The sequence below is a fragment of the Streptomyces sp. adm13(2018) genome, from assembly GCF_008042145.1.
Lineage (GTDB): Bacteria > Actinomycetota > Actinomycetes > Streptomycetales > Streptomycetaceae > Streptomyces.
In genome coordinates this window covers 431,207-452,604 of record NZ_RDBH01000113.1, presented here as the reverse complement: position 1 = coordinate 452,604, position 21,398 = coordinate 431,207, and the positions used below count along the sequence as shown (strand labels likewise).

16 protein-coding genes and 1 pseudogene are annotated in these 21,398 nt (G+C 74.2%); 13 read left to right on the top strand and 4 right to left on the bottom strand.

The features are described from left to right. Positions 1-131: 131 nt before the first annotated feature. The 7 genes and pseudogenes from EAO70_RS12045 to argF all read left to right on the top strand — a co-directional run bounded on the left by EAO70_RS12045 (position 132) and on the right by argF (position 9,533). Positions 132-1,055 (top strand): LLM class F420-dependent oxidoreductase, encoded by a 924-nt coding sequence (locus EAO70_RS12045; RefSeq protein ID WP_148002971.1) that lies wholly within the window; start codon positions 132-134, stop codon positions 1,053-1,055. A gap of 13 nt (positions 1,056-1,068) precedes the next feature. Further along, the gene (mmuM, locus tag EAO70_RS12040; RefSeq protein WP_148002970.1) at positions 1,069-1,986 is read left to right on the top strand and encodes a homocysteine S-methyltransferase; all 918 of its coding nucleotides are present in this window, start codon (positions 1,069-1,071) and stop codon (positions 1,984-1,986) included. Between the two features lie 63 nt (positions 1,987-2,049). Next, a pseudogene (locus EAO70_RS39115) lies at positions 2,050-3,471 on the top strand (3' terminal RNA ribose 2'-O-methyltransferase Hen1); the annotation flags it as partial. Positions 3,472-3,585: 114 nt separating this feature from the next. Then, complete coding sequence (locus EAO70_RS39110) at positions 3,586-6,156, top strand: polynucleotide kinase-phosphatase (protein ID WP_261992823.1); 2,571 nt, start codon at positions 3,586-3,588, stop codon at positions 6,154-6,156. A gap of 233 nt (positions 6,157-6,389) precedes the next feature. Beyond that, a complete protein-coding gene (locus tag EAO70_RS12030; protein ID WP_148002968.1) occupies positions 6,390-7,016 on the top strand; it encodes a hypothetical protein in 627 nt (208 codons plus the stop codon). A gap of 113 nt (positions 7,017-7,129) precedes the next feature. After that, complete coding sequence (locus tag EAO70_RS12025) at positions 7,130-8,362, top strand: arginine deiminase (RefSeq protein ID WP_148002967.1); 1,233 nt, start codon at positions 7,130-7,132, stop codon at positions 8,360-8,362. A 151-nt stretch (positions 8,363-8,513) separates the two neighbouring features. Beyond that, positions 8,514-9,533 (top strand): ornithine carbamoyltransferase, encoded by a 1,020-nt coding sequence (gene argF, locus EAO70_RS12020; protein ID WP_148002966.1) that lies wholly within the window; start codon positions 8,514-8,516, stop codon positions 9,531-9,533. Positions 9,534-9,581: 48 nt separating this feature from the next. On the opposite strand, the gene EAO70_RS12015 is transcribed toward argF, so the two are convergent. Further along, positions 9,582-10,055: an ATP-binding protein gene (locus tag EAO70_RS12015; RefSeq protein WP_261992812.1), complete on the bottom strand. Its 474-nt coding sequence runs from the start codon at positions 10,053-10,055 to the stop codon at positions 9,582-9,584. 365 nt (positions 10,056-10,420) lie between these two features. Here EAO70_RS12015 and EAO70_RS12010 point away from each other — a divergent pair, with 365 nt between their 5' ends. The 3 genes from EAO70_RS12010 (at position 10,421) to EAO70_RS12000 (ending at position 14,153) form a co-directional block, all read left to right on the top strand. After that, positions 10,421-11,248, top strand: coding sequence for an enoyl-CoA hydratase family protein (locus EAO70_RS12010; protein WP_148002964.1), 828 nt, complete (start codon positions 10,421-10,423; stop codon positions 11,246-11,248). Next, a complete protein-coding gene (locus tag EAO70_RS12005; RefSeq protein WP_261992811.1) occupies positions 11,233-13,569 on the top strand; it encodes a bifunctional salicylyl-CoA 5-hydroxylase/oxidoreductase in 2,337 nt (778 codons plus the stop codon). Before EAO70_RS12010 ends, EAO70_RS12005 begins: the two co-directional genes overlap by 16 nt. An 89-nt stretch (positions 13,570-13,658) precedes the next feature. Continuing rightward, positions 13,659-14,153 carry a DUF1772 domain-containing protein gene (locus EAO70_RS12000; RefSeq protein WP_148002963.1) on the top strand — a complete coding sequence of 165 codons (495 nt, stop codon included), beginning with the start codon at positions 13,659-13,661 and terminating at the stop codon, positions 14,151-14,153. Positions 14,154-14,187: 34 nt separating this feature from the next. Here the strand turns inward: EAO70_RS12000 and EAO70_RS11995 are convergent, their stop codons facing one another. Continuing rightward, entirely contained in the window at positions 14,188-15,039 is an 852-nt protein-coding gene (locus tag EAO70_RS11995) for a PaaX family transcriptional regulator C-terminal domain-containing protein (protein WP_148002962.1), read from the bottom strand. 54 nt (positions 15,040-15,093) lie between these two features. After that, positions 15,094-16,716, bottom strand: a complete 1,623-nt coding sequence (locus EAO70_RS11990; protein ID WP_148002961.1) for an AMP-binding protein — start codon at positions 16,714-16,716, stop codon at positions 15,094-15,096. Between the two features lie 222 nt (positions 16,717-16,938). Between EAO70_RS11990 and EAO70_RS11985 the strand changes: the two genes are divergently transcribed. The 3 genes from EAO70_RS11985 to EAO70_RS11975 all read left to right on the top strand — a co-directional run bounded on the left by EAO70_RS11985 (position 16,939) and on the right by EAO70_RS11975 (position 20,155). Next, positions 16,939-18,093 carry an acyl-CoA dehydrogenase family protein gene (locus EAO70_RS11985; protein ID WP_148002960.1) on the top strand — a complete coding sequence of 385 codons (1,155 nt, stop codon included), beginning with the start codon at positions 16,939-16,941 and terminating at the stop codon, positions 18,091-18,093. Next, positions 18,090-18,503: a RidA family protein gene (locus EAO70_RS11980; RefSeq protein ID WP_148002959.1), complete on the top strand. Its 414-nt coding sequence runs from the start codon at positions 18,090-18,092 to the stop codon at positions 18,501-18,503. Before EAO70_RS11985 ends, EAO70_RS11980 begins: the two co-directional genes overlap by 4 nt. Positions 18,504-18,601: 98 nt before the next feature. Further along, positions 18,602-20,155, top strand: a complete 1,554-nt coding sequence (locus EAO70_RS11975; RefSeq protein WP_187283851.1) for an MFS transporter — start codon at positions 18,602-18,604, stop codon at positions 20,153-20,155. A 15-nt stretch (positions 20,156-20,170) separates the two neighbouring features. On the opposite strand, the gene EAO70_RS11970 is transcribed toward EAO70_RS11975, so the two are convergent. After that, positions 20,171-21,154: an Lrp/AsnC family transcriptional regulator gene (locus tag EAO70_RS11970; RefSeq protein WP_148002958.1), complete on the bottom strand. Its 984-nt coding sequence runs from the start codon at positions 21,152-21,154 to the stop codon at positions 20,171-20,173. Positions 21,155-21,398 lie beyond the last annotated feature (244 nt).

Sequence of the window (21,398 nt, the reverse complement as noted above, 5' to 3'; positions counted from 1 at the left end):
GTGCGGGTGACGGTCACTGGCCGGGCCGGACCCGGCCCGCCACGGGGCCGGATGTTCACCTGACCGAGCCGGAGCGCACCCGAGGAGCTGACGGAGAGGTTGACACGCACCCGACGGTGCAGGATGGAGGCATGGATCTTCGCATCTTCACCGAACCCCAGCAGGGGGCCGACTACGACACCCTCCTCACCGTGGCGAAGGCCACCGAGGAGCTCGGGTTCGACGCCTTCTTCCGCTCCGACCACTATCTCGCGATGGGGTCCGCCGACGGGCTGCCCGGACCGACCGACGCCTGGATCACCCTGGCCGGGCTGGCCCGGGAGACCAAGCGGATCCGCCTCGGCACGCTGATGACGGCCGGGACCTTCCGGCTCCCCGGCGTGCTCGCCATCCAGGTCGCCCAGGTCGACCGGATGTCCGGCGGGCGGGTCGAACTCGGCCTCGGCGCGGGTTGGTTCGAGGAGGAGCACAAGGCCTACGGCATTCCGTTCCCCAAGGAGAAGTTCGGCCGGCTGGAGGAACAGCTGGCGATCGTCACCGGACTGTGGGAGACCGAGGTCGGCAAGACCTTCACCCATGAGGGGGAGTTCTACCGGCTCACCGACTCCCCGGCCCTGCCCAAGCCCGCGCAGGACCGGATCCCGGTCCTCGTCGGCGGCCACGGCGCGCGCCGCACGCCCCGGCTGGCCGCGCGGTACGCCGACGAGTTCAACATCCCGTTCGCCTCGATCGAGGACAGCGAGCGGCAGTTCGGCCGGGTCCGGGCCGCCGCCGTGGAGGCCGGCCGGGCCGCCGACGACCTGGTGTACTCCAACGCCCTGGTCGTCTGCGTCGGCAAGGACGACGCGGAGGTGGCCCGCCGGGCCGCCGCCATCGGCCGGGACGTGGACGAGCTCAAGGCGAACGGTCTCGCGGGATCGCCCGCCGAGGTCGTCGACAAGATCGGGCGGTACGCGGCGATCGGTTCGAGCCGGGTCTACCTCCAGGTCCTCGACCTGGACGACCTGGACCACCTGGAGCTGATCTCTGCCCGGGTCCAGTCGCAGCTGGGTTGAGCGGGGCGAGCCGATGACACCGGACCGTACGTTCGCCGAGGCCCTCGCCGCGGAGGTGCTCCTCCTCGACGGCGGGCTGTCCAACCAGCTGGAGGCGCAGGGCTGCGACCTCTCGGACGCGCTCTGGTCCGCGCGGTTGCTCGCCGACGGGCCCGAGCAGATCGAGGCGGCCCACACGGCGTACGTGCGGGCCGGTGCGCGGGTGCTCATCACCTCCAGCTACCAGGCCTCCTTCGAGGGCTTCGCCCGGCGGGGCGCGGGCCGGGAGGAGGCGGCGCGGCTCTTCGCCCGCAGCGTGGAGCTCGCCCGGGCCGCGGCGGCCGGTGCGGGGGACAAGGTGTGGGTCGCCGGATCCGTCGGGCCCTACGGCGCGATGCTCGCGGACGGCAGCGAGTACCGGGGACGGTACGGGCTGTCCGTACGGGAACTGGAGGCCTTCCACCGGCCCCGGATCGAGGCGCTGGCGGCGGCGGAGCCGGACGTGCTGGCGCTGGAGACCGTGCCGGACGTGGTCGAGGCGGAGGCCCTGCTGCGGGCGGTGGACGACTGCGGGGTCCCCGTGTGGCTCTCGTACACGGTCGCGGGCGGGCGGACCCGGGCCGGGCAGGATCTGGCGGAGGCCTTCGCGGTCGCCGCGGGGAACGACCGGGTCCTCGCCGTCGGGGTGAACTGCTGCGACCCGGCGGAGGCCGGGGCCGCCGCGGAACTCGCGGTCTCCGTGAGCGGGAAGCCGGCCGTCGTCTACCCCAACAGCGGGGAGCGCTGGGACGCGACCGCCCGGGGCTGGCACGGCGCCTCCGCCTTCGACCCGGCCCTGGCCGCCGACTGGGCGGCATCCGGCGCCCGGCTCGTCGGCGGCTGCTGCCGGGTGGGCCCGGCGACGATCTCCGCCCTGGGCCCGGCCCTGGCCACCCCCGGGACCGGCGGCTGAGCCCGGGCCCGGGGCGGCGAAAATGCCTGGTCGGCCGGGGGACGGCGGATCATACTCGGACGTGTGTTCCTGACGATCAGTACGACCGGCAACCCGGAGCGTCCCGCGACCGATCTCGGCTTCCTGCTGCACAAGCACCCCGAGCGGGCCCAGACGTTCTCGACTTCCCACGGCACGGCGCACGTCCTCTACCCCGAGGCGGGCGTCGAGCGGTGCACGGCGGCACTTCTCCTGGAGGTGGACCCCGTGGCGCTGGTGCGCCGCGGCAAGGGCAAGGGCCGGGGCGGCGCCCCGGACTCCGCGCTCGCCCAGTACGTGAACGACCGGCCCTACGCGGCGTCCTCGCTGCTCGCCGTCGCGCTCGCGAAGGTGTTCAAGACGGCACTGCACGGCGTCTGCCAGGCGATGCCCGAGCGGGCCGCCGCGCCGCTGCCGCTGCGCGTCGAGGTGCCCGCGCTCCCCGCACGGGGCGGTCCCGAGCTGGTCCGCGCGCTGTTCGGGCCGCTGGGCTGGGACACCGTGGACGCCGAGCCGGTGGTCCTGGACGGGCAGTTCCCCGAGTGGGGCGACTCCCGGTACGTACGGCTGGTGCTGGAGGGCGAGCTGCGGCTCGCGGACGCCCTCAACCACCTCTACGTCCTGCTGCCGGTCCTCGACGACGCCAAGCACTACTGGGTCGCGCCCGACGAGGTCGACAAGCTGCTGCGCGCCGGTGACGGCTGGCTCGCCGGCCACCCCGAGCGGAAGCTGATCACGGCTCGCTACCTGTCCCGCCGCTGGGGACTGACCCGCGAGGCGAGCGAGCGGCTCGAACTCGTCCGCCTCGCCGAGGCCGAAGGGCTGGACGTCGACGAGGTCGACAACGCGGTGGACGAGTCGACCGACACCGAGGAGCGGCCGGTGCCGCTCGCCGAGCAGCGCAGGGCGGCGATCCTCGCCGCCCTGGAGCAGGCGGGCGCGAGCCGCGTCCTCGACCTCGGCTGCGGACAGGGCCAGCTGGTGCAGGCACTGCTCAAGGACACCCGCTACACCGAGATCGTCGGTGTCGACGTCTCCGTCCGCGCCCTGACCGTCGCCGCGCGGCGGCTGCGGCTGGAGCGGCTGGGCGAGCGGCAGGCCTCCCGGGTGAAGCTGGTCCAGGGCTCGCTCGCGTACACCGACAAGCGGCTGACCGGCTACGACGCCGCCGTACTCAGTGAGGTCATCGAGCACCTGGACCTGCCGAGGCTGCCGGCCCTGGAGTACGCGGTGTTCGGCTCGGCCAGGCCGCGCACGGTGCTCGTGACCACGCCGAACGTCGAGTACAACGTGCGCTGGGAGTCGCTGCCCGCCGGGCACGTCCGGCACGGCGACCACCGCTTCGAATGGACCCGCGAGGAGTTCCGGGGCTGGGCGGACTCGGTCGCCGAACGGTACGGGTACGGCGTCGGGTTCACCCCCGTCGGCCCGGACGACCCCGAGGTCGGACCGCCCACCCAGATGGCCGTCTTCACCCGGTCCCAGGACCCGGAGACGACCCCCGGGAAGGACCGCATGCCCGGCCCGACCCCCGGGAAGAACCGCACCCCCGGCCCGACCCCCGGGAAGGACCGCACCGGCATGACCACCGAGACCGTGAAGCCGGCCGGCACCGACCACGCCCGCACCCTGCCCGTCACCGACCTGTCCCTCGTGGTCCTCGTCGGCGCCACCGGGTCCGGCAAGTCCACCTTCGCCCGGCGCCACTTCAAGCCGACCGAGATCGTGTCCTCCGACTTCTGCCGGGGGCTCGTCGCCGACGACGAGAACGACCAGTCCGCGAGCCGGGACGCCTTCGACGTCCTGCACTACATCGTCGGCAAGCGCCTCGCGGCCGGGCGGCTCGCCGTGGTCGACGCCACCAACGTCCAGCAGGAGGCGCGGCGGCAGCTCGTCCAGCTGGCCCGGTCGTACGACGTGCTGCCCATCGCGATCGTCCTCGACCTGCCCGAGGACGTCTGCCGCGGCCGGAACGCCGCACGTCCCGACCGCGCGGACATGCCCGCCCACGTCATCCAGCGGCACCGCCGCGAACTGCGCCGCTCGCTGCGCGGCCTGGAGCGCGAGGGCTTCCGCAAGGTGCACGTGCTCAGCTCCGTCGAGGAGGTCGACGCCGCGCAGGTCGTCCTGGAGCGCCGCTACAACGACCTGCGCCACGTCACCGGCCCCTTCGACATCATCGGGGACATCCACGGCTGCCGCTCCGAACTGGAGACGCTGCTCGCGAAGCTCGGCTACGTCGACGGGCACCACCCCGAGGGCCGCACGGCGGTCTTCGTCGGCGACCTCGTCGACCGGGGACCGGACTCGCCCGGCGTCCTGCGCCGGGTCATGGGCATGGTCGCCGCGGGCGACGCCCTGTGCGTCCCCGGCAACCACGAGAACAAGCTGGGCCGCTGGCTCAAGGGCCGCAAGGTGCAGGAGACGCACGGCCTCGCCGAGACCATCGAGCAGCTCGGCCGCGAGCCCGAGGAGTTCCGGGCGGAGGTCGCCCGGTTCATCGACGGGCTCGTCAGCCACTACGTCCTCGACGGCGGCGACCTCGTCGTCTGCCACGCCGGACTGCCGGAGAAGTACCACGGCCGGACGTCGGGGCGGGTGCGCTCGCACGCGCTGTACGGCGACACCACGGGCGAGACCGACGAGTTCGGGCTGCCGGTGCGCTACCCGTGGGCCGAGGAGTACCGGGGGAGGGCCACCGTCGTGTACGGCCACACTCCCGTCCCGAACACCTCCTGGATCAACAACACCCTCTGCCTGGACACCGGAGCCGTCTTCGGCGGCAAGATGACCGCGCTGCGCTGGCCCGAGCGCGAACTCGTCGACGTACCGGCCGAGCGCGTCTGGTACGAGCCGGCCAAGCCGCTCGCGACCGAGGCGCCCGGCGGGCACCAGGGACGCCCCCTGGACCTGGCGGACGTGCACGGCCGGCGGATCGTGGAGACCCGGCACCTCGGCAACGTCGCCGTCCGCGAGGAGAACGCGGCGGCGGCCCTGGAGGTGATGAGCCGGTTCGCCGTCGACCCGCGGCTGCTCGCCTACCTGCCGCCGACGATGGCGCCCACCGCCACCTCGAAGGAGGAGGGCTACCTGGAGCACCCGGCCGAGGCCTTCGCCCACTACCGGGCCGACGGCGTCGAGCGGGTCGTGTGCGAGGAGAAGCACATGGGGTCGCGGGCCGTCGCCCTGGTCTGCCGGGACGCCGACGCGGCCCGTGAGCGGTTCGGCGTGGACGCCGAAGGGGTGACGGGCGCGCTGCACACCCGCACCGGGCGGCCGTTCTTCGACGATCCCGCCGTCACCGAGCAGGTCCTCGACCGGCTGCGGACCGCGATCGGCGCCGCCGGGATCTGGGACGAGCTCGACACGGACTGGCTGCTCCTCGACGGCGAACTCATGCCGTGGTCGCTGAAGTCGGCCGGACTGCTCCGCGCGCAGTACGCGGCGGTCGGCGCGGCCTCGGGCGCGGTGCTCCCGAGCGCGGTCACCGCGCTCGAACAGGCCGTGGCGCGCGGGGTCGAGGGCCTCGACGGGCTGCTCGCCAAGCAGCGCGAACGCACGGTGGACGCGGCGGCGTTTACCGAGGCGTACCGCAGGTACTGCTGGCCGACCCAAGGCCTGGAGGGGGTGCGGTTCGCTCCGTTCCAGCTCCTCGCGGCGCGCGGCCGCTCGCTCGCGGCCGATCCGCACGACGAGCAGCTCGCCCGGCTCGACCGGCTGGTGGAGCACGATCCGACGGGTCTGCTCCAGGTCACCCGCCGGCTCGTGGTCGACACGGGCGACGAGGCCTCGGTGCGGGCCGGGGTCGACTGGTGGCTGGAGATGACCGGCGCCGGCGGCGAGGGCATGGTCGTCAAGCCGCTGGCCGCGCTCGTCCGCGACCGGAAGGGCCGGCTCGGCCAGCCGGGCGTCAAGGTCCGCGGGCGGGAGTACCTGCGGATCATCTACGGCCCGGAGTACACCCGGCCGGAGAACCTGGAACGGCTGCGGCAGCGCTTCCTCGGCCACAAGCGGTCGCTGGCGCTGCGCGAGTACGCCCTCGGTCTGGAGGCCCTCGACCGGCTGGCCGACGGCGAACCGCTGTGGCGGGTCCACGAGGCGGTCTTCGCGGTCCTGGCCCTGGAATCGGAACCGGTGGACCCGAGACTCTGAGGCCCCCGGGGGCTTCGGGGTCCGGGCCGGACCCGAGACTCTGAGGCCCCCGGGGCGGGTGCCTCGGGGGCCTCAGCCCGCCGGCGCGACGGCCCAGAACTCCCGGCCGATGGCCACCTCGCACAGGCCCAGAACTCCCGGCCGATGGCCACCTCGCACAGTTCGCGCGGCCTCGCGGCAAGGAGCGGGAGTCCGAGACCGGGCTGCTGCACAAGCTGCCTGCCGCGCGGACCGTGGACGAGGCGCGGGAACTCGTCGAGCGCGGCGGCAACCGCGAGCTGCTGGACTCGCTGCGCCGCCCGCAGGCGTACGCCGTCCTCACCCTCCTCCTCCGCGAGGCCGCCCGCCGCCTGCCGTCCTGGGAGCACGCGCTGCGCCGCGAACTGTGCGAGGTGGCCATCGGCCGGGAGTTCTGGGCCGTCGCGCCGGCGGGGGCCGTGGCCGACCCCTCCGACCCGCCGCCGGAGCAGCGCGCGGCCAACGCCGCCGAACTGCACCGCTGGGCGGTCGGCCCGGTCCTGGCCGGCGGCGACGGCCCGGTCGGCACGGTCGCGGAGCTGCTCGTCCGGCTGCGTACGAGCCCGGTGCCGTCCGCCCGCGAGACGTTCTGGCTGATCGTCGAGGGCGAGCGCCCCGGACTGCCGGAGGCCGTCTGGCGCACCCTGCTGAAGGACGCGTACGGGCTGCCGCGCGCGCCCCGCAGGACGGGGCCGCCCTCGGCCGGGGACGCCACCACCGCCCTCCCGGACGACGACGGCAGCGGCTACACCCGGCGCTTCCTGCGCCGGGCCGGGCTGCTGATCGGCGGCCTGGTGGTGGCGATCGTCCTGCTCGTCGCCGTCCGCGCGTGGTTCGGCTGACCGGCGCGACCGCTCCGGCGGGGCGCCGGAGCGGCGCGGGCCGTCCGACGCGCCCCGCCCCGACCTGCTCCGAAACACGGGCCTGCGGCGCCCCGCTCCGTCAGGATGGGCGCATGGCATTCCACGTCGACTCCGAGACCGGGCGGCTGCGCCGCGTCATCCTGCACCGGCCCGACCTGGAGCTGAAGCGGCTCACCCCGACCAACAAGGACGCACTGCTCTTCGACGACGTGCTCTGGGTGCGCAGGGCCCGGCAGGAGCACGACGGCTTCGCGGACGTGCTGCGCGACCGGGGCGTGGAGGTGCACCTCTTCGGCGACCTCCTCAGCGAGGCCCTGGACGTGCCCACCGCCCGCGCCCTGGTCCTCGACCGGGTCTTCGACGAGAAGGAGTACGGGCCGCTCGCCACCGACCACCTGCGGGCCGCGTTCGACTCGCTGGACGCGGCGGCGCTGGCCGAGGCGCTCGTCGGGGGAATGACGAAGCGGGAGTTCCTGGCGGCGCACCGGGAGCCGACCTCGGTCCGCTTCCACGCCATGGACCTGGACGACTTCCTCCTCGGCCCGCTGCCGAACCACCTCTTCACCCGGGACACCTCGGCCTGGATCTACGACGGCGTCTCGATCAACGCGATGCGCTGGCCGGCCCGGCAGCGCGAGACCGTCCACTTCGAGGCGATCTACCAGCACCATCCGCTGTTCACGGCGGCCGGGGCGGGTGCCTTCCACCTCTGGTCGGAGGGGCAGGGCGACTACCCGTCGACGATCGAGGGCGGGGACGTGCTGGTCATCGGCAACGGGGCCGTGCTCATCGGGATGAGCGAGCGGACGACGCCGCAGGCGGTGGAGATGCTGGCCCGGGGGCTGTTCGCGGCGGGTTCGGCGCGCACGATCGTCGCCCTCGACATGCCGAAGCGGCGGGCGTTCATGCACCTGGACACGGTGATGACGATGGTCGACCAGGACACGTTCACGCAGTACGCGGGGTTGGGGATGCTCCGCTCTTACACGATCGAACCGGGGGACGCGGGCCAGCCGCTGCGGGTGACGGACCATCCGCCGGAGCAGATGCACGCCGCGATCGCCGCGGCGCTCGGGCTCCCGGAGATCCGGGTGCTGACGGCCACCCAGGACGTGCACGCGGCCGAGCGCGAGCAGTGGGACGACGGCTGCAACGTGCTCGCCGTGGAGCCGGGGGTGGTGGTCGCCTACGAGCGGAACGTCACGACCAACACCCATCTGCGGAAGCAGGGCATCGAGGTGATCGAGATCCCCGGCAGCGAGCTGGGCCGGGGCAGGGGCGGCCCGCGCTGCATGAGCTGCCCGGTGGAGCGGGACGCCGCCTGACCCGGCCCGATACGGCCGACAGCGGAGGAGCGGCCGGAGCCCGGCTACCGCATGAGGGGGCTGTATATAAATGTTGATGTACGTATAGACTTCCAGGGTCCTGTCGTCGCCCCCTCGCCGACCCCCGACCGTACCCACAGGAGCGCGTCCCATGGCCACAGACCTCATCGGCCGCCACTTCCTCAAGGAGCTGGACTTCACCGCCGAGGAGTTCCGCGGCCTGATCGCGCTCTCCGCCGAGCTCAAGGCCGCCAAGAAGGCCGGCGTCGAGGTCCAGCGGCTGCGGGGCCGGAACATCGCGCTGATCTTCGAGAAGACCTCCACCCGCACCCGCTGCGCCTTCGAGGTCGCCGCCGCGGACCAGGGGGCCGGCACCACCTACCTGGACCCCTCCGGCTCGCAGATGGGGCACAAGGAGTCGGTCAAGGACACCGCCCGCGTCCTCGGCCGGATGTTCGACGGCATCGAGTACCGGGGCGACGGACAGTACGTCGTCGAGGAGCTCGCCGCCCATGCCGGAGTACCCGTCTTCAACGGTCTCACCGACGACTGGCACCCCACCCAGATGCTCGCCGACGTGCTCACCATGACCGAACACACGGACAAGCCGCTGGACGACATCGCGTTCGCGTACCTCGGCGACGCCCGCTTCAACATGGGCAACTCCTACCTGGTCACCGGCGCCCTGCTCGGCATGGACGTCCGGATCGTCGCCCCCCGGCCCTACTGGCCGTCCGAGGGGGTCGTCGCCGCCGCCCGCGCGCTCGCCGAGGTCAGCGGGGCCACGGTCACCCTCACCGAGGACGTGACCGAGGGCGTCCGGGGCGCCGACTTCGTCGCCACCGACGTCTGGGTCTCCATGGGCGAGCCCAAGGAGGTCTGGGACGAGCGGATCGCCACCCTCGCCCCGTACTCCGTGACGATGGACGTGCTGCGCGCCACCGGGAACCCCGGGGTCGGGTTCCTGCACTGCCTGCCCGCCTTCCACGACCTGGGCACGGCCGTCGGACGCGATCTGCACGCCCGGCACGGGCTCACCGAGCTGGAGGTCTCCGACGAGGTCTTCGAGTCGGAGCACTCCCTCGTCTTCGACGAGGCGGAGAACCGGATGCACACGATCAAGGCGGTCCTGGTCGCGACGATGGCCGGCGGCCCGCTCCCGACGGTCTAGGCGGCCTGCTTCCGAAGGTCTGGGCGGCCCGGCCCGCCCCCGCCGGGGTCACGGCTCCGAGCGCGGGCGCTGTGCCGGTATCCCCGGCAGGGTGAACCAGACGGCCTTGCCGTGCGCGGTGGGCCGGTGGCCGCAGTCGCTGCTCAGGGCCCGGATGAGGAGCAGGCCCCGGCCGTGCTCCTGCCAGGGGTCGACGTCCCCAGGCTCGGGGCAGACCAGCCCCTCCGGGCGGGCCGGCTCGGCGTCGTGGACCTCGATCTGGCAGCCGCCGGGGGCGGCGAGCAGCTCCACGACCAGCTCGATGGGGCCGAGGCCCGCCGTGTGCTCCACGGCGTTGGCCACCAGCTCGGCGGTGAGCAGCTCCGCCGTGTCCTGGTCGGGGCGGCCCGTGGTTCCGGGGCCGAGATCGGTGAGCGCGGTGCGGATCAGGGCGCGGGCGATCGGCACCGCGGCGGTCGTGTGGGGCAGCTGCACACGCCAGGAGGAGGGCGGTCCGCCCGGCGCGGCGGAGGCACCGGTCACGGGCCTTGCGGAGGCATCGGCTGCGGGCCCCGCGGGGGGACCGGTCACGGGCCCGGCGGGGGCACCGATGACGGGCCCGGCGGAGGCACCGGCTGCGGGTCCGGCGGCTTCGGGCATGGGGGGCAGGCTCCCTTCACCGGAGTGGGGGTGGGTGAGTGGGGTGGAGGCGTCCCGGGACGTCCTGGTTTCAACCCTACGAGGCGCCCTGAGGATCTCCAGGGGCGCCCCTCCCTGATGTGCGGGGACTTCCGGCACGGACGGCCGGGGACCTTGTTCGGGGCACCCTCACTCCTCCGTATCGCGTACTCGTGACGACGGTCACGGGTGAGTGATACCCTCCGAACGGAGGAAGGAGGCCGTTCCGGATGAGCCCCTTTACCGGCTCCACGCCCCGCACGGCACGCTGGCACCATCTGCACCTCGGAATCGACGAGGGCGTCGCCACCGTCACGCTGGCCCGCCCCGCCAAACTCAACGCACTCACCTTCGGCGCCTACGCCGATCTGCGCGACCTCCTCGCCGAGCTCTCCCGCGAGCGGTCCGTCCGCGCCCTCGTCCTCGGCGGCGAGGGACGCGGCTTCTGCTCCGGCGGCGACGTGGACGAGATCATCGGCGCCACCCTCGCGCTCGACACCGCCCGGCTCCTCGACTTCAACCGGATGACCGGCCAGGTCGTCCGCGCCCTTCGCGAATGCCCCTTCCCGGTCGTCGCGGCCCTCCACGGCGTCGCGGCGGGCGCCGGGGCCGTCCTCGCCCTGGCCGCCGACTTCCGGATCGCCGACCCGACCACCCGCTTCGCGTTCCTCTTCACCCGGGTCGGACTCTCCGGCGGCGACATGGGTGCGGCGTACCTGCTGCCCCGGGTCGTCGGTCTCGGCCACGCCACCCGGCTCCTCATGCTCGGCGAACCCGTCCTCGCCCCCGAGGCCGAGCGCATCGGCCTGCTCTCCGAGCTCACCGAGGAGGGCGCGGCGGGGGAGCGGGCCGCCGAACTCGCCCGCCGCCTCGCCGACGGCCCGGCGCTCGCCCTCGCCCAGGCCAAGGCACTGCTCACCGCCGAACTCGACATGCCGCTCGCCGCCTCCGTCGAACTCGACGCGGCCACCCAGGCCCTGCTGATGAACGGCGAGGACTACGCCGAGTTCCACGCCGCCTTCACGGAGAAGCGGCCCCCGAAATGGCGGGGGTGCTGACGGTGCCCGGCCCCGGGCCGGACCCGGGCCCCCACGCGCTCCCCGGCCCCGCCCCGGGCCCTCGCGCCCGCCCCGCGCCCTCCCGGGTGGCCGTCGTCGGCGGCGGTCCCGGGGGCCTGTACGCCGCCGCCCTCCTCAAGCGGCTCGACCCCGCCCGCGAGGTCACCGTCTGGGAGCGGAACGCCCCCTCCGACACCTTCGGCTTCGGCGTGGTCCTCTCCGACGAGACCCTCGGCGGCATCCAGGACGCCGACCCCGTCGTGTACGAGGCGCTCCGCCGCGACCTCGTCCGCTGGGACGACGTCGACGTCGTCCACCGAGGCCACCGCACCACCTCCACCGGCCACGGCTTCGCCGCCCTCGGCCGCCGCCGGCTCCTGGAGATCCTGCACGCCCGCTGCACCGACCTGGGCGTACGGCTCCGGTTCCGCGCCGAGGCCCCGCCCGGCGACCTCCTCGCCGCCGGCCACGACCTGGTCGTCGCCGCCGACGGCGTCCACAGCCGCACCCGCGAGGCGCACGCCGCCCACTTCCGCCCCCGGATCACCACCCACCGCTGCCGCTACATCTGGCTCGCCGCCGACTTCGCCTTCGACGCCTTCCGCTTCGAGATCGCCGAGACCGAGTACGGCGTGATGCAGCTGCACGCCTACCCGTACGAGGCCGGCGCCTCCACCGCCATCGTCGAGATGCGCGAGGAGGTCTGGCGGGCCGCGGGCTTCGACGAACTCGACGAGACGGAGTCCACCGCCCGCTGCGCGAAGATCTTCGCCGAGGCGCTCGGCGGCCGGGAGCTGCGCTCCCACCGCTCCGCCTGGACCGCCTTCCGCACGGTCGTCAACGCACGCTGGTCGTACGGCAACACCGTGCTCATCGGCGACGCCGCCCACACCGCGCACTTCTCCATCGGCTCCGGCACCAAACTGGCCGTCGAGGACGCCCTGGCCCTGGCCCGGAGCCTCCGCGACCACCCCGCCCCGGCCGAGGCCCTCGCCGCCTACGAGGCCGAGCGGCGGCCCGTCGTCGAGTCCACCCAGCGGGCCGCCACCGCCAGCCTCCAGTGGTTCGAGGAGCTCGCGGGCCACGTCGACCGGCCGCCCCGCCTGTTCGCCTTCGACCTGCTGACCCGCAGCCGCCGCGTCACCCACGCCAACCTCCGGCTCCGCGACCCGGTCTTCACCGCCGCCGTCGAGACGGACTACGGCTGCCCGCCCGGCACCCCGCCCATGTTCACCCCCTTCCGGCTCCGCGGCCTGACCCTGCGCAACCGGATCGTCGTCTCCCCGATGGACATGTACGTCGCCGAGGACGGCGTCCCGGGCGACTTCCACCTCGTCCACCTCGGGGCGAGGGCCCTCGGCGGCCCCGGGCTCGTCATGACCGAGATGGTCTGCGTGAGCCCGGAGGGCAGGATCACCCCCGGCTGCACCGGGCTGTGGACCGACGGACAGGCCGCCGCCTGGCGCCGGATCACGGACTTCGTCCACGACCGGGCGCCCGGCGCGGCGATCGGCGTCCAGCTCGGCCACTCCGGCCGCAAGGGCTCCACCCGGCTCATGTGGGAGGGCATCGACCAGCCCCTGCCCGACGGGAACTGGCCGCTCGTCGCCGCCTCGCCCCTCCCGTACCGGCCCGGCGTCAGCCAGACCCCCGCCGCCCTCGACCGGGCCGGACTCACCGCCGTACGCGAGGAGTTCACGGCCGCCGCCCGCCGCGCCGCGCGGGCCGGCTTCGACCTCCTCGAACTGCACTGCGCCCACGGCTATCTGCTCTCCGGCTTCCTCTCCCCGCTCACCAACCGGCGGACCGACGCCTACGGCGGCGACCTCACCGCCCGGCTCCGCTTCCCGCTCGAGGTCTTCGACGCGGTCCGCGCGGAGTGGCCCGAGGACCGCCCCATGACCGTCCGGATCTCCGCCACCGACTGGGCCGAGGGCGGGACGACCGCCGAGGACGCGGTCGCGATCGCCCGCGCCTTCGCGGCCCACGGCGCCGACGCGATCGACGTCTCCACCGGCCAGGTCGTCCCCCACGAGACCCCCGCCTTCGGCCGCTCCTACCAGACCCCCTTCGCCGACCGGATCCGCACCGGGGCCGGCGTCCCGGTGATCGCCGTCGGCGCGATCTCCTCCTGGGACGACGTCAACTCCCTTCTCCTGGCGGGCCGGACCGACCTGTGCGCGCTCGCCCGGCCGCATCTCTACGACCCGAACTGGACTCTGCACGCGGCCGCCGAGCAGGGCTACGWGGGCCCGGCGGCCCCCTGGCCCGCCCCGTACCGCGCGGGCAGCCGGCCGCCCCCGACGGGCCGCCGGGACTGAGACGCGCCCGCGTGGCGCTGGACGCCCGCGTATGCGGGGGCGACGCGCGCGCATGGCCCCGGCCCCACCCGTAGTTCTTGAATGAGGACATGACAGAGCAGCGGGGTGGGAAGGGTGCCGGGGCGGTCCTCGGCGCGGCGACGGCGGCGACCGGACTCGTGGCGGGGGTGTGGTTCGCGTACGCGTGCTCGGTGATGCCGGCGCTGGCGCGCAGCGACGACCGGGTCTACGTCGAGGTCATGCGGAACATCAACGAGGTGATCCAGAACCCGGTGTTCTTCACCCCCTTCTTCGGGGCGACCGTCCTCGCGGCGGTGGCCGCCCGGCAGCACCGCGGCACCCGCGCGCTGCCCTGGACGCTCGCGGCGTGCGTCCTCTCCGCCGTGGTCCTCCTCGTGACCTCCGCGGCGAACGTGCCCCTCAACGACGCCCTGGCCTCGGCGGACGACCCCACGGCCGCCCGCGCGGCCTTCGAGGGGCCCTGGGTGGCGTGGAACCTGGTCCGCGCGGTCCTCACCACGGCGGGCTTCGCCTGCCTGCTCAGGGCCCTGGCGGTCCGGCCCCGGAAGCCGGCGCAGGCCTAGAGGACAGGCGGCGGGCGGTGGGCGGCGGTCCGGGCTACGCGTCCGCCGGGGCGCCGCCGTCCGTCCCGTACAGATACGGCCGGACGAACTCCGCGCCCCGGTCCCGCAGCAGCTCGTGCAGGGCCGCGAAGACCTCCGCCGAGCGCCGGCCCGGCCAGTCGTCGGGCAGCAGCTCGGCCGGGAGCACCGGGTCCGCGTACGGCAGCCGGCGCCAGGAGTCGAGGGCGAGGAGGTGGTCCCGGTAGGCCTGCTCGGCGCTCCGCGTCTCCGGGGCCGCCCGCCAGGCCTCAAGCACCGGTTCGTGGGCGGCCAGGAAGTCCTCGTGGAGCCGGGCGACGGCCGGCAGGTCCCACCAGCGGGCCACCACCTCCGCCGTCGCCGCGTACCCCAGGTGGTCGCCCCGGAAGAGGTCCACGTACGGGGAGAGCTCCAGGCGCTCCAGCGCGTTCCGGGTCTCCTCGTGGAGCCGCGCGGGCGCGATCCAGACACCGGGCGCCGCCGTGCCGAAGCCGAGGCGGGCGAGCCGGGAGCGCAGCAGGTGCCGCTTGTGCCGCTCGGCCTCGGGCACCGAGAAGACGGCCAGGACCCAACCGTCGGACAGCTTGGGTTCGGTACGGGCGTAGATCCGGCGGTCGCCGTCGTCCAGGAGCCTGCGGGCGTCGTCCGAGAGGGCGTATCCGGCGGCCCCGTCGGCGGTCCGGGCGGGCAGCAGCAGCCCCCGCCGCTTCAGCCGCGACACCGAGGAGCGCACCGAGGGCGCGTCCACCCCGAGCACCGCGAGCAGCCGGACGAGCCCGGCCACCGGCAGCGGCGCCCCGTCGGGCGTACGGCCGTACGCGCCGTAGAGCGAGACGATCAGGGAACGGGGGGTGTGCTGCTCGGCCACGTGATCACTGTAGAGGGTGGCGCGCCGGACGGTCCGGGCCGGGCGCCGCGGGGGTCAGACCGGGGCGCGCAGCCGGAAGCGCTGGAGCTTGCCCGTGGGGGTGCGCGGCAGCGCGTCCAGGAAGACGATCTCGCGCGGCGACTTGTACGGGGCGAGCCGGGCGCGGACGAAGGCGCGCAGCGCGGCGGCGGTGCCGGCGTCGCGCGGCACCCCCTCCCGCACCACCGTGTAGGCGACGACGACCTGCCCGCGCAGTTCGTCCGGGCGGCCCACGACCGCGGTCTCCACCACGTCGGGGTGGTCGAGGAGCACCTCCTCGACCTGGGGTCCGGCGATGTTGAACCCGGCCGAGATGATCATGTCGTCGGCGCGGGAGACGTACCGGAAGTAGCCGTCGGGCTCGCGGACGTAGGTGTCGCCCGTGACGTTCCAGCCCTCCCGTACGTACTCCGACTGGCGGGGGTCGGCCAGATAGCGGCAGCCGACCGGGCCGCGCACCGCGAGCAGCCCCTCCTCGCCGTCCGGGACGTCGCCGCCGTCGTGGTCGACGATCCGGGCCTGCCAGCCCGGGACCGGGCGGCCGGTGGTGCCGGGGCGTATGTCGCCGTCGGCGGCGGAGATGAAGATGTGCAGGAGTTCGGTGGCGCCGATGCCGTTGATCATGCGGAGGCCGGTGCGCGCGTACCAGGCCTTCCAAGTGGCCTCGGGCAGGTTCTCCCCGGCCGAGACGCAGCGGCGGAGGGAGCCGAGGTCGGGGGCGATGCCCTGCGTCAGCTCGTCGATCATGACCCGGTAGGCGGTCGGGGCGGTGAAGAGCACCGAGATCCGGTGCCGCTCGATCGCGGCGAGCAGCTGCTTGGGCCCGGCCTGTTCGAGGAGGACCGCGCTCGCCCCGGCCCGCAGGGGGAAGACGACGAGCCCGCCGAGGCCGAACGTGAAGGCGAGCGGCGGCGAACCGGCGAAGACGTCGTCGGGCAGCGGGCGCAGGACGTGCGCGGAGAAGGTGTCGGCGACGGCCAGGACGTCCCGGTGGAAATGGACGCAGCCCTTGGGCCGCCCGGTCGTGCCGGAGGTGAAGGCGATCAGGGCCACGTCGTCGGCGGCGGTCTCCACCGCCGCGTACGGGCCGGGGCGGCGGGCCGCGAGGGCGAGCAGGTCGTCCGGGCCCTCGCCGCCGAAGGGGGTGACGCGGAGCCCCGGTATCCGGGCCGCTTCGAGCTCGCCGAGGACGCTCGCGTCGCACAGGGCGTGGGTGCAGCGGGCCGCGTCGGCCATCATGGCCAGTTCGGGGGCGCGCTGCTGGGCCAGGACGGTGACGGCGACCCCGCCGGCCTTCATCACGGCGAGCCAGCAGGCGGCGAGCCAGGGGGTGGTGGGGCCGCGGAGGAGGACCCGGTTGCCGGGCCGGACCCGCAGGTCGGAGGTGAGTACCTGGGCGACGCGGTCGACCCGGTCCTGGAGTTCCCCGTAGGTCCAGGTGCCGCCGTCGCCGTCGTGGAAGGCGGGCCGGTCGGCGCCGAATCGTTCCACCGTGCGGTCGAGGAGTTCGGCGCCGCAGTTGAGCCGGTCGGGGTAGGCCAGCTCGGGGAGGTCGAAGACGAGCTGCGGCCACCGGTCCGGCGGGGGCAGCCGGTCACGGGCGAAGCTGTCGAGGTGGGCCGAGGGTGTCAGCTCCATGAGTCCGTCCCCCTGTCGTGGTGGGGTCGACCGTCGCTCCATGAGCGTATCGTGTTGGTGACGGCAGTCAACGGTTCGCGACAAGGGTGCTCCCGGGCGCCCCGGCCAAGGCTCCGTACGGCGCGCGGACGCCGTACGGGGCAGGGACGCACGTGCCGGGCGGCACGAGCACGCCGCCCGGTGCGGGGACGAAGACGCCAGACGGCGTCAGAGAGGGCCCACATGCCCGCATTCTCGCTCGATCCGGCCCAGACCACCTGGTGTGCGGAACTCCGCGCCCTCGCCGCCGCACGCCTGCGGCCCCTCGCCGACCGGGGCGAACCCGGCCGGGTCAACCGCCCCCTGGTCGCCGCCCTCGGCGAGCTCGGCCTCCTCGCCCGGCTCTTCGACGCGGGCGCCCTCGAACTCTGCCTCCTGCGCGAGTCCCTCGCCCGGACCTGCACCGAGGCCGAGACCGCGCTCGCCCTCCAGGGCCTCGGCACCCACCCCGTCGCCGCCTTCGGCACCCCCGCGCAGCGCGCCCGCTGGCTCCCCGAGGCCGCCGCGGGGCGCGCCGTGGCCGCCTTCGCGCTCTCGGAGCCGGGCGCGGGCTCCGACGCCGCCGCACTGGCCCTGGAGGCCCGCCCCGACGGCGCCGGCGGCTGGCACCTGTACGGCGAGAAGCGCTGGATCTCCAACGCCCCCGAGGCCGACTTCGCCACCGTCTTCGCCCGCACCTCCCCGGACGCCGGGGCCCGCGGGGTCACCGCCTTCCTCGTCCCCGCCGACCGGCCCGGCCTCGGCGGCGAGGCCCTCGACATGCTCGCCCCGCACGCCCTGGGCACCCTCACCTTCGACGGCGTCCCCGTCGGCCCCGACGACCTGCTCGGCGAGCCGGACCGGGGCTTCCGGGTCGCCATGCACACCCTGAACCTCTTCCGCCCCAGCGTCGGCGCCTTCGCCGTCGGCATGGCGCAGGCCGCCCTGGACGCCGCCCTCGCCCACACCGCCGGCCGCCCCGCCTTCGGCGGACACCTCGCCGACCTCCAATCCGTCGCGCACCGGATCGCCGAGATGGCCACGCGTACGGAGGCGGCCCGCCTGCTGGTGTACGCGGCGGCGGAGGCGTACGACCGGGGGGACCCGGACGTGCCCCGGCGCTCGGCGATGGCGAAACTCCTCGCGACCGAGACGGCCCAGTACGTGGTGGACTCCGCCGTCCAACTCCACGGCGCCCGGGCCCTCCAGCGCGGACACCTCCTCGAACACCTCTACCGGGAGGTCCGCGCACCCCGCATCTACGAGGGGGCCACCGAGGTCCAGCGGACCATCATCGCGAAGGAGCTGTACGCGTCCCACCGACCGTCCCACTCCCACCAGGAGGCGCCGACCCCATGAGCCTGCACCGGCACAACCCCGCCGACCTCGCCCCGCCGAGCGGCTTCTCCCACGCCGTCACCGCCACCGGCAGCCGGCTGGTCTTCCTCGCCGGGCAGACCGCCCTCGACAGCGACGGCGCCGTCGTCGGGGACACCCTGACCGAGCAGTTCACCACCGCACTCGCCAACCTGCTCACCGCCCTGCGGCACGCCGGCGGCACCCCGGCCGACCTCGCCCGCGTCACCGTCTACACCACCGACGTCGACGACTACCGCGCGCACGCCCCCGAACTCGGCAGGATCTGGAGGCGGTTGGCGGGCCGCGACTACCCCGCCATGGCCGTGATCGGAGTCGTACGGCTCTGGGACGCGCAGGCCCGGGTGGAGCTGGACGGCTTCGCCGTCCTGGACGAGCCCGCGCACGCTTGATCAACTGGTCGCGGGCAGGGGCCGGGCTTAGTGTCGGAAGGGTGGGTCGACCGGCCCACGGCTGCCTCAGGTGAGGGCGTTTCGCGCCATGAACAGCCATGACTAGCGCTCCGGAGCCGACACCCACGGCGACCGCACCCCACGGGAGCGGGGGAGACGGCAAGGGCATCGCACTCTTCGTGATCGCGTCCTGTCAGCTGATGGTGGTGCTCGACATCACCATCGTGAACATCGCGCTCCCCCACATCCAGACCGCGCTGGACTTCTCCACCACCAGCCTGGCCTGGGTCGTCAACGCGTACACGCTGACGTTCGGCGGTCTGCTGCTCCTCGGCGGGCGGGCGGGCGACATCCTCGGCCGACGGCGGGTGTTCATCTTCGGCGTGCTGCTCTTCGGACTGGCCTCGCTGCTCTGCGGACTGGCGCAGAGCGAGTGGCAACTCCTCGCGGCGCGCGCGCTCCAGGGAGTCGGCGGCGCGATCGCCTCGCCGACCTCCCTCTCCCTGATCACCACGACCTTCGACGAAGGCCCGGAGCGGAACAGGGCGTTCGGCGTGTTCGCGGGCGTGTCGGCGGGCGGCGGCGCGATCGGTCTGGTGGCGGGCGGGATGCTCGTGCAGTGGCTGGACTGGCGCTGGATCTTCTTCGTGAACGTGCCCATCGCGCTGGTGATCGCCCTGCTGACGCCCCGGCACGTGAAGGAGTCGGCGCGGAGGCCGGGCCACTTCGACCTCACGGGCGCGCTGACGTCGACGCTGGGCATGGTGGCCCTGGTGTACGGCTTCATCAGGGCGGCGCAGGAGGGCTGGCGCGATCCGTACACGATCGGTTCGTTCGTGGCGGCGGTCGTGCTCCTGGCGACGTTCATCATGGTGGAACGGCGGTCGCAGCAGCCGATCACACCGCTGCGGATGTTCGCGGACCGCAACCGCTCGGGCACGTACGCGATCATGCTGTGCCTGGCGGCGGCGATCTTCGGTATGTTCTTCTTCCTGACCCTGTTCGTCCAGCAGGTGCTCGGCTTCAGTCCGTTGGCGACGGGCATGGCGTTCCTGCCGGTGAGCGCCATCATCGGGGTGGGCGCGGGGCTGACGTCCAACCTCCTGCCGAGATACGGGCCCAAGCCCTTCATGGTGACGGGCTCGGTCCTGGCGGCGGCCGGTCTCGCGTGGCTGACGCTGACGGACGTGCACTCCTCGTACCTGGGCAGCGTCCTCGGCCCGATCCTGGTATTCGGCCTCGGCATGGGCTTCATGTTCGTGTCGCTGACGATCATGGCGCTGTCGAACGTGGAACAGCGGGACACCGGAGCGGCGTCCGGCCTGCTCAACGCGATGCAGCAGGTGGGCGGTTCGCTGGGCCTGTCGATCCTGGTCACCGTCTTCGGCACGGCCAGCCGCAACGAGGCGGAGACCCAGGTCCCGGCCTTCCTGGCCCAGGCGACCCCCCTGCAGAAGGCGGAGTTCGCCAGAACGGGCGTCCTCCCGGCCCCGTGGGGCGACCAGGTCCTCACCTCAGGAGTGTCGGCAGGCTTCGTCACGGCAGCGGTCTTCGCCGTGATCGGCGCCCTGATCTCCCTCTTCGTCATCAAGGTCCGCCAATCGGACATCGACCGCCTCAAGGGCGGGGTGGGACCGGGCGTCGGCGTCTGAACCGGTGGCGACCCCTCAGGGGCCGCCCGACTCGAACCCCGCGCGCTTGTAGGTGCGCATCAGCACGGCGACCTCCGCCGACGTGACGCCGTCGAGCGCACCGAGGACCTGCACGGTGAAGTCGTGCAGGTCCCGCGTCGAACGGTGACTGGAGTAGCCGAGGAGCGCCGTCGTCCCGGTCGTCACCACGAGGTGCCGCACGGCCGGTGCCCGCGCCAGCCGGCGGACCGCGTCGTCGAGCCGGGCCTGCCCGACGGCCAGCCGGAACCGCGCCTCGACGGGATAGCCGAGCACCTCGGGCTCCGCGTGCAGCCGCAGGTGCAGCACGTGGGAGGCCATCAGCCGGGCCAGCCGGCGGCGCGCCGTGGTCTCCCCGACCCGGAGCTCGCGCGCCAGCCGGGTGGTGGACATCCGGGCGTCCCGGTGCAGCAGCGCGACGAGCCGCCGGTCCAGTTCGTCCACCACCGGCGGCTCGGGCAGCGGCCGGCCCTCCACGGCGTGGCGGCGCACCTCGGTGGGCTCGTCGTCGTACGGGGCCCAGTCGCTGGTGGTGAGGAGCAGCCGGAGCACCACCGAGGTGTGGAGGTCGACGACCCCGTCGAGCCGCCCGATGCCCGCGTCCACGAGGGTCAGCAGGGCGTCGTGGTCGGGCACGATCAGCTCCGCGAACACGTCGAGCGCGCCGGTGGCGACCTCCACCGACCGCGCCTCCGGGCGGCGGGCGAGGGCCAGCGCGGTGTCGTGCACCCGGCCCGGGGCGCAGCGTACGGCCACCTCCGCGGTCACGCCCTCACCGAGGTACTCGGGGACGAGGGCCGCGGTGAACCCGACCGCACCCGTCGCGGTCATCCGGTCGAGCCGCCGCGCGGCGGTGCGCTCGTGCACACCGGCGGCGGCGGCCACCACGGAGAAGGGCGCCCGGGGGTCACGGTGGAGCGCCCGCAGCACGGCATGGTCCAGAGCGTCGAGCGCCTGGGGCGGTGCGGGTCCGGTCGGCATCGGGGCCTCCAGGGAAGCGGGTGGTCGTACGAGGGGCGGGCCCGGACCCTACGGCGCGGGCCCGGCGGCTGCGAGTGCGTGCCGGAGGAGGCACGCCGGAGGGCGGTCATCGCCAGGATCCGCCGCTCGACGGCCGTGGAATGACGCCTTCACCCGATTGTGAGGCGCACTCTTGCCCGATTGCCCGCCGGCTGGGGACATTGTGGTGCGCCCGATTGCCCGCCGGCTGGGGACATTGTGGTGC